16 protein-coding genes are annotated in these 15,323 nt (G+C 44.8%); 6 read left to right on the forward strand and 10 right to left on the reverse strand.

Annotated elements, in window-relative coordinates:
• Positions 1–34: 34 nt before the first annotated feature.
• Positions 35–541: a hypothetical protein gene (locus ABQ275_RS12320; protein ID WP_349318612.1), complete on the reverse strand. Its 507-nt coding sequence runs from the start codon at positions 539–541 to the stop codon at positions 35–37.
• A gap of 151 nt (positions 542–692) precedes the next feature.
• On the opposite strand from ABQ275_RS12320, the gene ABQ275_RS12325 reads away from it, so the two are divergent.
• The 5 genes from ABQ275_RS12325 to ABQ275_RS12345 all read left to right on the forward strand — a co-directional run bounded on the left by ABQ275_RS12325 (position 693) and on the right by ABQ275_RS12345 (position 5,036).
• Positions 693–1,979: a hypothetical protein gene (locus ABQ275_RS12325; RefSeq protein ID WP_349318613.1), complete on the forward strand. Its 1,287-nt coding sequence runs from the start codon at positions 693–695 to the stop codon at positions 1,977–1,979.
• A gap of 5 nt (positions 1,980–1,984) precedes the next feature.
• Positions 1,985–2,614 (forward strand): hypothetical protein, encoded by a 630-nt coding sequence (locus ABQ275_RS12330; RefSeq protein ID WP_349318614.1) that lies wholly within the window; start codon positions 1,985–1,987, stop codon positions 2,612–2,614.
• Between the two features lie 179 nt (positions 2,615–2,793).
• Positions 2,794–3,381 carry an alpha-ketoglutarate-dependent dioxygenase AlkB gene (locus ABQ275_RS12335; protein WP_349318615.1) on the forward strand — a complete coding sequence of 196 codons (588 nt, stop codon included), beginning with the start codon at positions 2,794–2,796 and terminating at the stop codon, positions 3,379–3,381.
• A gap of 67 nt (positions 3,382–3,448) precedes the next feature.
• A complete protein-coding gene (locus ABQ275_RS12340) occupies positions 3,449–4,294 on the forward strand; it encodes a methylated-DNA--[protein]-cysteine S-methyltransferase (RefSeq protein ID WP_349318616.1) in 846 nt (281 codons plus the stop codon).
• Between the two features lie 31 nt (positions 4,295–4,325).
• Positions 4,326–5,036 carry a 2OG-Fe(II) oxygenase gene (locus ABQ275_RS12345; protein ID WP_349318617.1) on the forward strand — a complete coding sequence of 237 codons (711 nt, stop codon included), beginning with the start codon at positions 4,326–4,328 and terminating at the stop codon, positions 5,034–5,036.
• A gap of 33 nt (positions 5,037–5,069) precedes the next feature.
• Here ABQ275_RS12345 and ABQ275_RS12350 read toward each other — a convergent pair whose 3' ends face one another.
• The 7 genes from ABQ275_RS12350 to ABQ275_RS12380 all read right to left on the reverse strand — a co-directional run bounded on the left by ABQ275_RS12350 (position 5,070) and on the right by ABQ275_RS12380 (position 12,139).
• Complete coding sequence (locus ABQ275_RS12350; RefSeq protein ID WP_349318618.1) at positions 5,070–7,586, reverse strand: family 78 glycoside hydrolase catalytic domain; 2,517 nt, start codon at positions 7,584–7,586, stop codon at positions 5,070–5,072.
• A 183-nt stretch (positions 7,587–7,769) separates the two neighbouring features.
• A complete protein-coding gene (locus ABQ275_RS12355; RefSeq protein ID WP_349318619.1) occupies positions 7,770–8,195 on the reverse strand; it encodes an arsenate reductase ArsC in 426 nt (141 codons plus the stop codon).
• Positions 8,196–8,219: 24 nt separating this feature from the next.
• Positions 8,220–9,299 (reverse strand): ACR3 family arsenite efflux transporter, encoded by a 1,080-nt coding sequence (arsB, locus tag ABQ275_RS12360; RefSeq protein ID WP_349318620.1) that lies wholly within the window; start codon positions 9,297–9,299, stop codon positions 8,220–8,222.
• A 21-nt stretch (positions 9,300–9,320) separates the two neighbouring features.
• Positions 9,321–9,809 carry an N-acetyltransferase family protein gene (locus ABQ275_RS12365; protein ID WP_349318621.1) on the reverse strand — a complete coding sequence of 163 codons (489 nt, stop codon included), beginning with the start codon at positions 9,807–9,809 and terminating at the stop codon, positions 9,321–9,323.
• A gap of 33 nt (positions 9,810–9,842) precedes the next feature.
• Entirely contained in the window at positions 9,843–10,682 is an 840-nt protein-coding gene (locus ABQ275_RS12370) for an arsenite methyltransferase (protein ID WP_349318622.1), read from the reverse strand.
• A gap of 67 nt (positions 10,683–10,749) precedes the next feature.
• Entirely contained in the window at positions 10,750–11,079 is a 330-nt protein-coding gene (locus ABQ275_RS12375) for a metalloregulator ArsR/SmtB family transcription factor (RefSeq protein ID WP_349318623.1), read from the reverse strand.
• Positions 11,080–11,203: 124 nt separating this feature from the next.
• A complete protein-coding gene (locus ABQ275_RS12380) occupies positions 11,204–12,139 on the reverse strand; it encodes a hypothetical protein (RefSeq protein ID WP_349318624.1) in 936 nt (311 codons plus the stop codon).
• A gap of 250 nt (positions 12,140–12,389) precedes the next feature.
• On the opposite strand from ABQ275_RS12380, the gene ABQ275_RS12385 reads away from it, so the two are divergent.
• A complete protein-coding gene (locus ABQ275_RS12385) occupies positions 12,390–13,787 on the forward strand; it encodes a hypothetical protein (protein ID WP_349318625.1) in 1,398 nt (465 codons plus the stop codon).
• Positions 13,788–13,800: 13 nt separating this feature from the next.
• On the opposite strand, the gene ABQ275_RS12390 is transcribed toward ABQ275_RS12385, so the two are convergent.
• Both ABQ275_RS12390 and ABQ275_RS12395 read right to left on the reverse strand, forming a co-directional pair.
• On the reverse strand, positions 13,801–14,349 hold the full coding sequence (locus ABQ275_RS12390) for a MepB family protein (protein WP_349318626.1): 549 nt from the start codon (positions 14,347–14,349) through the stop codon (positions 13,801–13,803).
• A 24-nt stretch (positions 14,350–14,373) separates the two neighbouring features.
• Positions 14,374–15,303: an SDR family oxidoreductase gene (locus ABQ275_RS12395; protein WP_349318627.1), complete on the reverse strand. Its 930-nt coding sequence runs from the start codon at positions 15,301–15,303 to the stop codon at positions 14,374–14,376.
• Between the last annotated feature and the right edge of the window lie 20 nt (positions 15,304–15,323).

Below are 15,323 nucleotides of genomic sequence, written 5' to 3' on the forward strand. Positions count from 1 at the left end.
GGAAGATGTGTTAAAAGGTGGGCTGATTTTATTGTCAAGGCACAATATCGTACAGGGTTTGTTCATTATTACCAAATACTTCCATCATTATATTTTGTCCGATTGAAGCCGTTTGAGCAGCATTGCTTTCTGTGATTATGCGCAGCACCGGTGCGGGTTCGGATGAATGATAGGCTGGTTGATTTCCATATGTCGTCATCCATGTTTTATAATGATGCTGTTGCGCAAAAGTCTTTAATTTATCTATCCACAGTTTTTGTTCTTCCGTCATCACTTCAAATTCAATCGCATATAAATTGCCTTCCTGCACAAAATAAATACAGTCGGTTCCATTTGATGTAATTCCAAAAAAATCAGCATCAAGGTCGCCGTTTTCAAATTTATTCAGCAGTTCTGGTAGGGCTGTTATTTTAATCTGTTTAGCCATAGGCATATTTGTTACATTTTGCTGAGAGTCTTTGACATTACTCACCTGTCCACACGATGCGACAAGGCAGCATAGACCGATTGAATAAGCGAGTATAATTGCTTTTTTTCTCATTATTAAATGCTTGCATAAAAATAGGTCATATAGTTAAGATTCCTGTTATCCTTCCATCCTTTCCCGGACACCCACCTTCTCTTGTCAGAAAAAATGTTTGCATAAAGTAACTTTTATCATGCATGTCCGTTTGACAATAAACTTCTTCCCTATGTATCTGTACTTTTACCGCATCATGCAGGCTACCCTGCTCCTAACCCTGATGATAGCAGCTGGTGGCTGTATGAAAGATTCCTGTAACCGGCGTGTCCCTTCCAGAATCTATACCCCCGTCTATAAAAGCCTGGCTGACATCAGAAGTGCGGTCAAAGAAGAAGCGCCGCGGGCCATGGAACAACCCGGAAAAATTTATATCTATGGCCGTTATATCTTCCTGAATGAGCTAGGTGAAGGCATTCACGTTATAGATAACTCTTCTCCCAATGCACCTAAAAACATCGCATTTGTCAATATTCCGGGAAATGTGGATATCGCTGTTAAAGACAATATCCTTTATGCCGACAGCTACCTGGACCTCGTTGCGCTTGATATCAGCGACCCACTGCATATTCAGGAGGTAAACAGGATTCAATCCGCGTTTGCTTCCCCGGGTTATCAATATGGTATTTACACAGATACGACCAAGGGTATTATCATATCCTTTAACATCCGCGACACCGTACTGCATTACTCCTGTAAAAACGATAGATGGGACGGGGAATACATGTATGATAAGGCACTAAACTCCGTGACGATAGCCAGCAATACCAATATGACTGGTCCTTCTGCAACCGGGAAAGCCGGTTCCACCGCCAAATTCGGGCTGGCAACCAACTATCTCTACACCGTTAACAATAATAATATCCAGACCTTTAATGTACAACAAGCTGCGAAGCCACAAAAGAAAAGCTCCGTACGACTAAACCTTGCAGCGGAAACGATCTTTCCTTATAACAAACATCTTTTTTTAGGCACTACCACCGGTATGGCTATCTATGATATTAATGATCCCGAAACACCGGTATTCAAAAGCATGTACCAGCACATTACAGGCTGTGACCCTGTTATTGTTCAGGATAACCTGGCCTATGTAACGCTGCGTGGTGGCGTTTCCTGCAATATCGCCGCAGCAAATACACTGGATGTAATTGATATTAAAAATCCACAACTGCCGTCACTCCTGAAAAGTTATCCTATGTTAAGTCCCTATGGCCTCGGACTGGATAACAATAAACTTTTTGTATGCGAAGGCCCCAACGGTTTAACATGCCTGGATGCAACAGATCCTTTGGCAATAACCACCATCCAATCTATCAAGGAAATAAAACCGTTTGATATAATACCGGAAGGTAATGACATTGTGTTGGTAACGGCTGAAGACGGGCTTTATCAGTATAACCTGAAGAACCCGGCCACGCCTGTATTACTGAGTAAATTAAGTGTTGCTTCCAAAAACTAATCTACATGTACCGTATATTCCGATCCGGCAGCTTGCTGTTGCTATTATACTTTTGCGCCTGGCTACCGGCGATGTCACAATCACACAACAATGCTGACACCGCGAAATCAGTAATCATTCCGGATACCCTGAGCCGGCACGGCTTCTATAACATCAATGAAGTAGGTGTTACCATCTCCGATGACGCCGGTGTGCTGGCAAAATTCATACTGGGATATCGCTTTGCCTACAAATGGCAGGTAGGCCTAGGGATAGGACTGGATGCATACAGGCTGCGGTCTGCACCGCTGTTTACTGATCTGCGCTATGACTTCAGTACAAAAAAAACGACCTTCTTTTTATATGGGGGCGCCGGAGTGGCCATTCCATGGCTTACCGAGAAGCAGTGGTCGCAACCCTATCGCGGAAAACCGGATAGAACAGACGCGGGATTGTATAGTCAGGCAGGGGTCGGTTATAAATTCAGGTGGGATAACCGTAACAGCATACACGTTGCTGTGGGTTTCTCCCACACTGCTATGAAGCAGCAATACTCGTTATCATTTTACGAACCAGCAGGACCGCCCAAACTGGACTATGAAGTATATGACTACAAATTTACCCGGTTAAACATTTCTTTCGGCCTCACCTTATAGTGAATACAAGAAAAATCCGGCAGCAGGTTTTCATCGCTACCTGCTGCCGGATTTTTGTTTTATGACACGTCCTAACGGTAGCCTCCTTCACATTTAGCAAAATACGGGTTGGTCATTGTTGAATTAACCGGTTATTTTGTATTGGAAACTGAAAGAGGCAGGTTATAAAACGTATTGGTATGAATAGTGTAAACATATTACCCGCAGATGGTGAAGCATATTTTTATCCTGATTTTTTTTCTGTAGAAGAAAGCGACCGGCTATGGATGTCACTCCGCGAAAACATCCAATGGAAACAGGAGCCTGTCATCATTATGGGAAAGGAGATCATGCAGCCAAGACTTACCGCCTGGTACGGGGATAAAGGAAAATCCTATAGCTATACAGGCATCTCTATGGACCCTCTTCCCTGGACGGAGGAGCTGATGATGATAAAAGAACGGATAACAGCAGCTTCCGGACACGCATTCAACAGCGCCTTGCTGAATTATTACCGCGATGGTAACGACAGTGTAGGCTGGCACCGGGATAATGAAAAATCACTCGGCATAAACCCCACGATTGGCTCCGTGAGCTTCGGCACACCGCGAACGTTTCATTTCAGGCATTATCGGGACAAGCAACTAAAGACGAAGATCCTGCTCACACATGGCAGTTTCTTACTAATGACAGGAGCAACCCAACACAACTGGTTACACAGTATTCAAAAAGAGCCGAAAATTACCGGTGGCCGTATCAACATCACATTCCGGACGATAACCCGATAATACAACTTCGCAAGAAACGGGTTTTAATTCCCTCATACAGTTCTTAATTTTGAATAAATTCAGGATCATGGAAACACAACAGGAATTGGATTATAAAAGGATAGCAGAAGCCATCAGTTTTATCAGGGAAAATTTCAAGGAACAACCCGGACTGGATGAAACAGCGGAACATGTTCACATGAGTCCTTTTCATTTTCAGCGGATGTTCCGGGAATGGGCAGGTGTAACACCCAAGCAGTTTTTGCAATACCTGAGTGTAGAACATGCAAAAGCCATCCTGAAAACCACCGGCGCCAGCCTGTTTGATACTGCTATAGAGAGCGGGCTTTCCGGCACGGGAAGGTTGCATGATCTGTTCATCAAAGTAGAAGGGATGACACCCGGTGAATATAAAAATGGCGGGGCCTCCCTGCAGATCAATTATTCTTTTGCTGATAGTCCGTTTGGTAAAATCATTGTTGCTTCCACTAATAAAGGCATCTGTCATATGGCGTTTGCCGACGAAGGGGAAGAAAAGGCATTTGCCGGGTTAACAGCGATCTTCCCCAATGCGCATTACAGCAGGATCGTGGATATGATCCAACAAAATGCGTTGTTCGTATTCACCCAGGACTGGAGCAAACTGGATGAAATCAAGCTGCACCTGAAAGGAACGGATTTTCAGATAAAAGTATGGGAAACCCTGTTGCAGGTGCCTTCCGGCGGTCTGACCACTTATGCGAACCTCGCGAAAAAAGCGGGCTATGAAGGTGCATCACGTGCCGTAGGTACTGCTATAGGCAACAATCCGGTGGCTTTCCTGATACCTTGTCACCGGGTGATCAAATCTACCGGGGAAATAGGCCAGTACCACTGGGGAGCCATCCGCAAGAATGCAATAATAGGCTGGGAAGCATCTCACCAGAACCGGTAAAATATATAAATACCACTGAAGAAAATAACACATGAAAAATATACAGGAACGGTTGGAGAATTATAACTGGAAAGATATAACAAGCGATCTTCACGACAACGGTTTTACCATCGTAAAAAATGTATTGCACAAAGCCGAATGTGATAACCTGGTAGCTGAATATAATGCAGATGATACCTACCGGAAGACCATCAATATGGAGCGTTACCGTTTCGGTAGCGGCGAATATAAATATTTCCGGTATCCGCTGCCGGATATCATTACAACCCTCAGAGAAAACGTATACGCCTATATCGCGCCCGTTGCCAATACCTGGATGGAAGAACTGGGGCTGGAAAAGCGTTTCCCTTCAACACATGCCGCCATGAAAAAGCTGTGTCATGATAACGGGCAGACCAAACCAACTGCATTGATCCTGCAATATGGCAAAGGAGGTTTTAATACCCTCCACCAGGATCTCTACGGTGAGATATATTTCCCCCTGCAAATCGTATTTATGTTGGATCAGACCGATGAGGACTACACAGGAGGAGAATTTGTTATAACAGAGCAGATCCCCAGGGCTCAGTCCAAAGCCAATGTGCTGAAACCCAATCGCGGTGACATGTTAATCCTTACTACCAACTTCCGTCCCGTAAAAGGCAGTAAAGGCTATTACCGGGTAAACATGAAACACGGTGTAAGCCCTTTACACAGTGGCAACCGGCATAGCCTGGGCATTATTTTTCATGATGGACTATAACGGATGCCAACTGTGTTACAACTATAATTATTGCTATTCTGCTGTTATTAAATAACTTCCTGTAGCCAGGTCAAATGCACAGGTACCATCCGCATGTACTTCCGGTGAAAAAGCGGTATTCGTGTTCACTTTCTTTACAGAAATTTTCCGGGGATTTTTAGTGGGTAATTGAAAGGTCGCCACACTTCCTGCGGGTACTGTCACCGTGAAAATGCTTTCTGTTCCCTTTTTATCCCAGTTGGCTACAATGGTCCCCTGTGGCGACTCATAGGAACATTTCACCTGTGAAAGATGCGCCGGTAATACAGGCGCGATCACAAATTTTTTGAACCCTGGTGTCACGGGTCTGATACCTGCCAGCCATTTGTAAAACCAACCTGACACGGAGCCAAACATAGGATGACAATTGGAAAAAATGTTATCACTTTCTTTCCAGGTTTCCCATTGCGTGGTAGCGCCATTTTTGATCATAAATCCCCAGCCCGGAAACTCCGTGCTGTTCACGATATCAAATACTTTATCTGCATGTCCGTATTCCGACAATACTTCCAGGATATATTTTGTTCCGAAAATGCCCGTGGTTAGATGTCCGGCTGGTGCTTCATCAATCGCTTTTAACAGCAGCTCTACCGCCGCTGGCTGGTCTTTCTCCGGGATAACGCCACAGTACAACAGCAATGTATAAAGTGTTTGTTTATTCAATGCGCCTTTGGTATTCAGTTTCGTGATGGCGGCTGCTTGCTCTTTCTCCGGCAGGGTATTGATATATGCCATAGACGCTTCCCTTGATTGCTGATCTGCCATCTTTCCGGAGGTATCCCCTCTCCAGTACATATCCCTTAAACTATTTCTGATCTTTTCTTCCAGCGCCGCGAAGCGTTTTTCGTTTTCCGGGTTGTTCAGCACCGCAGAAAACTCCTTCATGATTTGCGCAGTTTTAAGATAGGCGGCCGTGCCCAGTAGCAGAACAGGTACATCCACCAGGGATTCATGATCGCCCAAACCCTTACCTACTATACCTGATGGGTGGATACGGGCGGCCTTGTCCATCCATTTCAGGTCAAAATCGTATAGCTCCCGGATAAGGGCGGTATCGCCATAATATTGAAACAGGTTCTGCTGCAAATCAAAAATGGCAGATTCATAATTCAGTCCGCAGTACTTTAATCCAACATAAGGAGCTGCATCAATAAATACGGTATCCTGGTAGGCATCTACCCAATCATACAATACTTTTTTATAAAAAGAATGCATATTGAAATTGTAAACAAATGCATCGCTGGTCGCTTTTATATCTCCTCCATAAGGGAATTTCTCGCGGCCCGGACAATCTGATTGTATGCTCATCAGGTTACTCAGGAAAGTACGGCTTATCATCTGTTGAATGGAGTTGATAAGATCGTTTGAAGAAGAAAAACTATTTTTTCTGTCCACATTGGCGCTGAGTGCAATGCCTTCCATATCGCTTTTGAGTGGTGGATGGCGGAGCCCTGAAATTTCCATGTAGCGGTACACCCTGTAAGAGAAAAGAGGGCTGTATTCTACTTCTCCGCTCTTACCAAAAATATACATCCCTTCCTGATCTGCCAGTGCAGGGGCTCCCGGTCCGCCTCCTCCCTTCTTTTTAATCTGGCCGGCAACGGCTGTCATAGGATTTAAGGTGTTGTTGTCATAGATCCTTTCACCAAAACGGAATCTTATTGTATCACCAGCTCTCCCGTACAACTTAATTTTAAACGTTCCGGTAAAGTTGACGCCCATGTCCGCTACATATACACCCTTAGGCGCTTCTACTATTTTTACCGGTTTTTTTACATCGATCACCTGGATATGCGGGAAGAATGTTTTTTGCAGTTGGCCGCCTGGTCCCGCTTTCTCCACAGCCACTTTCCACTGCGTGTCATTAAAGCCGGGCAGGGTGTTTCCCTTGATTTCTTTACGGGCATCGTATACTTCGCCGAGGTAAACATTATTCCGGATAACCGGCCCATAAGCATACTTCCAGCTTTTATTGGTCACAATTTCTGCTGTCTTTCCGTTGGTATATACTACTTTAATCTTTGCTAGTAGCATAGGCCGCCCGGTTACCAAGGCATCCCGCAGGTTGTATACGCCCCAGAAACGCAACGGTAAAGGATTGTAAAAACCGTTACCCAGTGTTACACTGATACAGTTCTTTCCTTTCAGCAGGTTATCTTTAATATCATATTCAGCATAATAAATTCTTTCGCTGAAATCCGTCCATGCAGGGTCGCAATAATTCTTCTCTAAAATTTTGCCGTTCACTGTGGCGCTGTAGTAGCCCGCTGCCGTAATAAAAAGTGTGGCAGATTGAATTGTTTTGTCTGCTATAAATTCTTTACGGAATATAGGCGCCGGGTCGTCTTCATACATCAGCGAGTCCAGAACAGGTTGTACACGCGCATCTCCGATCCATATTGCGTTTTCCAGGTCAGTCGCTGTCTGCGCGCCTGCCATCATGCTCCCCAACAGGAAGATGCCTGTAACAGGTAGAAAAAGTATTCTTTTTACTTTACTTAAATGAGTCATTAAACCGATTTTGGAATCATATAAAGGCGGTGTCACCGGGTACTATCCGTTTAAGCATCTTCCGGAACCAATACTGAATACATGATCCCCAAAGAGAAAAACGGCACGGCAAAATAAACTTTTCTTTAAGAAGTTGTCAGGAAAATAAAACGGGGAGAGCGGACGTAAGGGGGATAAATACTGTTATTCCCTGTTAATGTTATCGGTAATGAATTGTTGGCAGTATGTTTTTATTTGCTGGCGCACATCCCGGAATGCCTGCGCCACTTCTTCCAGTGTACCGGTTACTTTTGCAGGATCGGGGAAGTTTTCATGAAATTTTATGGCGTTTGTCGGAAAGAAAGGGCAACGTTCTTTGGCGTGGTCGCATACCGTAATCACATAATCGAAATCAATGTCCCGATATTCATTTACATGATTCGAAGTGTGACCTGAAATATCAATACCGTCTTCTGTCATGGTTGCTATCGCCTTTGGATTTACCCCATGCGTTTCTATGCCGGCGCTATAAACTTTTGCTTTATCTCCTGCAAAATATTGCAGGTAGCCTTCTGCTATCTGGCTGCGGCAGCTGTTACCGGTACACAGTACCAAAATATTCTTCATCATTTCTTCATTAGATTTACTGATTATTTATTTTATTTCCTGCAACACTGCTGTGTGATGATAGTATTTCTTTTTCAGCCAGAACGCTACATTTACCAATGCGATGAGTGCCGGTACTTCTACCAATGGCCCGATTACGCCAACAAATGCCTGACCACTATTGATACCGAATACACCGATGGCTACCGCAATGGCGAGTTCAAAATTGTTGCCTGCCGCCGTAAAAGCAATAGCGGCATTCCTGGAATAATCAGCACCCATTACTTTCCCTAAGAAGAAACTGACCAGGAACATGATTACAAAATAGATCACAAGCGGGATGGCTATACGTACCACATCAAAAGGAATCTGAATCATCAATTCACCTTTAAGACTGAACATCACTACAATAGTAAAAAGCAGGGCGATTAAAGTGATGGGAGAAATAAAGGGGAGGTACTTTTCCCCGAACCACTGCTCTCCTTTCCAGGCAATCAGTGTATACCTGCTGATCACGCCCGCTGCGAAGGGGATACCAAGATAAATACCCACGCTTTTAGCGATGTCTCCAATGGAAACAGCTACCGTCATACCTTTCAATCCAAAAACGGTTGGCAGCCAGGTAATGAACACATACGCATACACGCTATACAGTAATACCTGGAAGATACTGTTCACTGCTACCAACCCGGCAGCATACTCCCGGTTACCATCTGCCAGTTCATTCCAGACCATTACCATGGCAATGCACCTGGCTAATCCGATCAGGATAAGGCCAGTCATATATTCAGGGTATCCGTGCAGGAAAAGGACGGCCAAACCAAACATTAATACGGGGCCTATCACCCAGTTCAGCACCAATGATACCGTCAATACTTTTGTGTTGCGGAATACTTCCCCCAAATGCTCATACTTCACTTTGGCTAAAGGCGGGTACATCATCAGGATCAACCCTATAGCCAATGGGATATTGGTAGTGCCGCTGGAAAAAGAATGAATGAATGTGGAAGAAGAAGGAAAGAAATAGCCAATACCTACACCGATGGCCATTGCCAGGAAGATCCATAATGTCAGGTAGCGATCTAAAAACCCTAGTTCTTTACGTTGAGCCGGATTACAATTTTGCATAATTAATTTTATAACGAAGTGCTACACGCCAATCACGGTACTTCTTCTTTCCAACAACAGGGTATCCCGCCAACGATTACCCATTTTGCCTATCTTTTCACGGCGACCGATAATACGGAAGCCGCAGTTTTCATGAATTTTTACACTGCCGGTATTCTCCGGGAAGATGCCAGCCTGCAGGGTCCAGAAATTGTTTTGTTCACTTTCCTTTACCAGTTCGGCCAACAGCCTTTTACCGATACCTTTACCTTGCGCAGCTGCAGCCACGTACACACTTACTTCCGCCACGCCTGCATACACACAACGCCCGGAAACGGCCGTCAATGCAGCCCATCCCAATACCGTATCATGCTCAACAGCTACCAGGCGGCAACTGCTGATATGTGACTGATCCCATTCCGCCCACTGCGGGGCGGTTGTTTGAAAAGTGGCATTGCCGGTAGCAATACCAGCTTCATAAATAGATAATACCTCTTTTGCGTGTGCCGCTGTCATTGGCAGAATAACCATAAAGCATACTTTAATGATAATAAGATCGGCTTCCTAGCAGCATCCCGGAGGGCAACAGGCAGCATCGGCGGGTTTCTCCGCAAATACGGTGATGCTGTAGATACCTGTTTCTCCTGCGCGGAAGGCCGCTATTTCGGCTTTGCTCAGGTAATTGGAAAGAATGTCATCCGGTATGGTGATCGTTTTTTCGCGCTGAATAGTAATATTCTTAAAGCCATTCGTTTCAATCAATTCCAGGTAAGTTTGTTTTTGTATGGCGCCGGATACGCAACCGGCATACATTTCAGCAGCTTCCTGGATACTGGCAGGTAATGCACCCTGCAATACAATATCTGAAATGCTAAAATGACCGCCTGGTTTCAGTACACGAAATATTTCCTTAATCACCCCGTCTTTGTTTGGCACCAGGTTCAATACGCAATTGCTTACTACTACATCCGCAACATTGGCGGTAACAGGCATCTGTTCAATATCTCCCTGGCGGAATTCCACGTTGTGAAATTGTAGCTTCTCTGCATTGATCCGGGCCTTTTCAATCATAGCCGGGGTGAAGTCTATACCAATCACTTTTCCCGTTTCTCCCGTTTCCTGGCGGGCAATAAAACAGTCGTTGCCGGCGCCGGCACCCAGGTCTATAACGACATCACCTTTTTTAATTTTTGCAAATTGTGTAGGCAGTCCGCATCCCAGGCCCAGGTCGGCATCGGGATTGTAACCTTCGAGTTGGGTATAGTCATCACTCATGATGTTATACACTTCTGTAGAGCAGCAGCCGGAGCCACAACAGGAGGATTCATTGGTCGTTTTATCCTGTAGTGCGATCTCGCTATATTTCTGCTTTACCAATTCTTTTATTTGTTCGTCTGTAGACATAATTTTATTTATTTTGTTATTTACTTATTTTCTATTGTAATATTGCGATTGATTTCAGCAAAAAATTTTAACAGCAGGATTTTAACAGATCTACATCCTGGAAGAACCCGGAAAATAATTGCTGGTATTGTTTCCAGACCTTTGGATCAATGCAATAACATACGCTGGCCCCTTCAATGGTTCCTTGTATGAGCCCCGCTGTTTTGAGTTCTTTCAGGTGTTGGGAAGTTGTTGCCTGTGCCAAACCTAATTCCTCCACCAGATCACCGCAAACGCAGGCGTTCTTTTTAACCAGGTATTGCAGGATGGCAATCCGGGCCGGATGACCTAATGCCTTGGCCATATTGGCCATATCATTCTGTTCTTTTGTAAATAAGTCTGTTTTTGTAGCACCCATATTTTAATTCGTTATCACATCGCAATATTACGATTATAGATTTAAACCACAAATTTTTTTATTAACAAGAGATGAAATCCTTCTTCAGGAATAAAACATTTGCTGTAAAGCAAGCGGCTGCCGCTTAATTCAGGCGATAAGACACAAAAGCAACCTGCTTCCCATCCGGCGACCAGGAAGGCACATTAATCGTTCCCTGCCCGCCAAAGAAAACAGGGGTCAGATCGCTGATAGCCTGCGTAGCCACATCAAGGATACGGAGTTGTACATTTTTGCCGAAAGGATGATCTTCTCCCTGGTCATCTATAAAACTCAGGAATACGACCTGTTTTCCATCGGGTGACGGATGAGGAAACCAATTGGCATACTGGTCGTTTGTAAGCTGCACCGGATGTTGGCCGTCGGCATCCATGCGCCATATTTGCATCCGCCCTGTACGGTAAGAATTGAAATAAATATATTTCCCATCCGGTGAATAATCAGGTCCATCATCCAGCCCTTTGGCACTGGTGAGTTGTTTTTCATCTCCCCCGGTCACCGGGATCGTATAAATATCGAAATCGCCATTACGCTTTCCCACAAAAGCCAACGTATGACCATCAGGGCTCCAGCCATGCCAGTAAGAAGGTGACTGCTGCGTAAGCCGTTTTAACTCTCCTCCGTTAACCGAAGCGGTATAAATAACGGATGAACCGGTATGCCGCAACGGATCATCTGCTTCCACCACCCCACTGCTGATAGCCAGCATATGGCCGTCCGGCGAAATGCCATGATCATTATTGGCAGCTAATCCGGGTGGAAAAGGCATCTCTTCCATCCGTCCATTATGTAGCCATACCTTATGTAACTTTCCCTTTTTATTAATGAGCAGGTATTTTCCATCTTTCGACCAGTTGGGCGCTTCAAAATGCGTACTGTCGCTGTATACGACCGTTCTTTCCCCCGTGATTACATGGATGGTTTCTAAAAAGCTGCTGATTTTATGCGGTGCCTGGGCGTAAGTGGACATGGACAGAATTCCGGTACATATGCTTACAGACAGTGTGAGGAGGCTGTTCATTGTAATTCAATTCAGGTATAAACAAAATTACTTGCCGGGAGAGTTGTTGTGAATCAAGGTAACTGTTTCACCGTAAATCCATTCAAATCGAATATAACAAAAAAAACCTAATTTTAATTATCACTGACAAGGGCATCTTACATTTCAACCTCCTATTCTGTATTTAATTTTAATTATAAGGTTATCACATTGAGCCAATACTGGCGTTGTGTTCAGTGCTATTGCTATTTACACTAAACAAACCTGAATTATGAAAATACCCATCCATTCACTCATAGACCTGATGACAGCATTAGGTAATAATACGCCAGCAAATTTAGTACTGCAAACCTCTATACTTTGTCCGTATTCAATTGTGTTGCCGGTAGGATTTAGTATAACGGGGCTGGACAAAGAACGTTGCATCATCAGTTTTAATAACAGCGATGGTATCGGACTGACTGCCAACAATGAAATTGCGGATCTTACTATTCAGACGAATCCCAACAACAGGGCTATCTATACTTTAAGTAATCACGCGGATCTGGGAATTTTATCTTTAAAGAACCTTGTCATAACGGGGCAGGTTCAAATATTGACCAGGGCAGGCACTTCCAAAACAACACTGCTGGCAGACAACATTGATATTGTGGCTTGTGATGCCCGCAGGTATTCCGAACAACCACAGAAATATGGGGTGAACGTTTACCAGGGCGCTTTTACCGTTTATAATTTTAACAGCACACCGGATAGTGTTATCAACGCCACCTTAACCAATATCAGCTTAGGGCGCAAAGGCGCGCCGGTAATTGGTTCTGGATTGTTCATCTGCGGATTTGGCGACAATGGAGGTTGGGTAATTGCAGACACCATTACAACAGGTGATATTTATTCCAATGGCATGCTACCTTATGGACAACCGGATATGATTACAGCAGCAGTTTTTATTGTAAACGGAACTAAAATAAAAAACATCACACATAAGGGTGCGGTGACTACCTATGGTGTAAACGATATGGTATTAGACACCTGGGGAGAAGTAGAAAAATGGATAGCAGAAAAACCAATCACCTCTTATGGGCCAAGTGGTATCGGCTTTGTGAATTTTGGTATCGTTGATGAATTTGAAGCCAAAGATAAAATTGAAACGTTTGGTTTAGGTGCAAGAGGTTTCAATCAATATGATGGCACTGTTACAAAAGCAACTTTTCACAGTATTACCACCCACGGCGACGGTTCCATTGGTATGCAGTTTAGCAAAGCAGTTGGCAGTATTGAAGTAAAAAACGGCGTAGTAACCAATGGTGCGAAGGGACAAACACTTGTAAAAGGAGTGCTGATGAGCCTTCCCGCAGATGCTATCAGTATCAAGCCCGGTGGAGAAATCCGGCAATTAAATATTTCAGGTGGCATCACTACTCATGGCGACAACGTGCATTCTTTTAATGTAGAAGGCGGCGTTGTGCATGCATTAAAGATCAAAGGAGATGTGACAGCCAATGGTAATAATTCAATTGCGGTGGCTGTTACCAATGGTGGACAAACACCCCTGACCAATATTGCTGCCATATCAAAGAAAGGAATAGCTGTGCAGATTGATAAGGGAAAAGTTAGTGACCGTGCGGGGCTGACTGCTAAAGGAGCAAAAGGAAATATTGTTGAGCATTAAGTATCGTTTTACATTACTGCAAAAGCATACCGGAACGGGCAAAGTCTATCGGTTTATTATCCGGTATTTCCAGGAAAAAATCCAACTGCCACTGCTGCGTTTTTTGCGCCTGCCGGCTGGTGGTTTCATCCCATGGCGGGTATACACGTATTCCCCGTTTACCTCCTTTACCATTACCTGCTACAATATCATGCGCACACAAAACAGTTTTGGGGAAGATAAATTGTCCAAAATGATTGTCTTTCCGCGTACTGATAATAAACAGATCTACGGGGTCTGAAAGATCATATGGCTGAATGGGGCCTTTTTGATTCCGCTTCCATATTGTAACGAATTGGCCGGTCTTTGTTGGCGTGATCTTAGCCACGCGGAACCTGACAGCGCGGCCATTCAGTTCAAAAGTACAGGCACCGTATTCAGCACTTTCTGCTTCCATTAACGGCTCCGTATATTTATAATGGCACTTATCATACACCAGCTTCCTGGCTGCAATAAGATCAGCAGGGATTGTCAGGGAATGCGGAATGATGCTATGATTATCTGAAGATTTTTTATGCTCCATCCTGTTGTATTTTTAGCAGGGACATCAACGGTATCCCGTTACATCCGCAGGTTTACCGGCATCCTGTACTTCCGTGATGTAACGCCAGCAATCTGGCCGTGAGCCGTCGAGGTCATTGAAATGATAGATTTGGGCCAATTGGCCACTGGAAAGGGATTGGCCGCTCCAGCGTTGCTTGTCCTCATCGGCGGCCAATGCTGCTATGGCACGACCAACAAAATGCGGTGATTCTGAAATGGCGAAATGGGGTTCTTTTTTAACAGCGTCCTGCCAGTTTTCCTCTCCTACCTCAAATACCTCCAGCATTATTTCAGAGCGCATCCATCCGGGCGTTACAGCTACCGCCGTACAATTGTATGGCGCCAGGTCTTTGGCATGTGCCCAGGCCATCCTGATGACTGCGGTCTTTGCCAGATCGTAAAATACGGACAGGCGGTAATGATCGGCATTGTATTCGGCAGTGCCGTCTGTCACCTCCACCAATAAGCCGCCTGGCTGTTTGATCAGTAGCGGTAATGCATAGTGTGCCGTAATGAGGTGGGTATTAACGCCCAGGTCCAGCAGGCGGAGACCATTTTTCAGTGAGTGCTCCCATACCGGTTTGTTCCATTCCATCAGCTTCTCTCCTCCCCAGATATCATTCACGAGGATATCCAGTCTGCCCTGTTCTTTTTCGATCCGTTGCACCAGTTGCGCTACTTCTTCGTGTACCAGGTGATCCACCCTTACAGGAATGCCATGTCCGCCGGCGGCATTTACCAGCTCTGCTGTTTCTTCAATCGTTTCCGGGCGGTCGTATTCGGATCTTTGTTCACGTGTAGTCCTGCCTGTTACATATACGGTTGCGCCGGCTGCACCCAGTTCCACCGCAATTCCCCGGCCACCGCCACGTGTTCCACCGGCTACCAGGGCTACTTTCCCTTTAAGGGCTGTATGGTTAAATGATGTATCCATCTTACCTGTTTTTCAAAATT

The organism is Chitinophaga sp. MM2321, from assembly GCF_964033635.1.
Taxonomy (GTDB): domain Bacteria; phylum Bacteroidota; class Bacteroidia; order Chitinophagales; family Chitinophagaceae; genus Chitinophaga.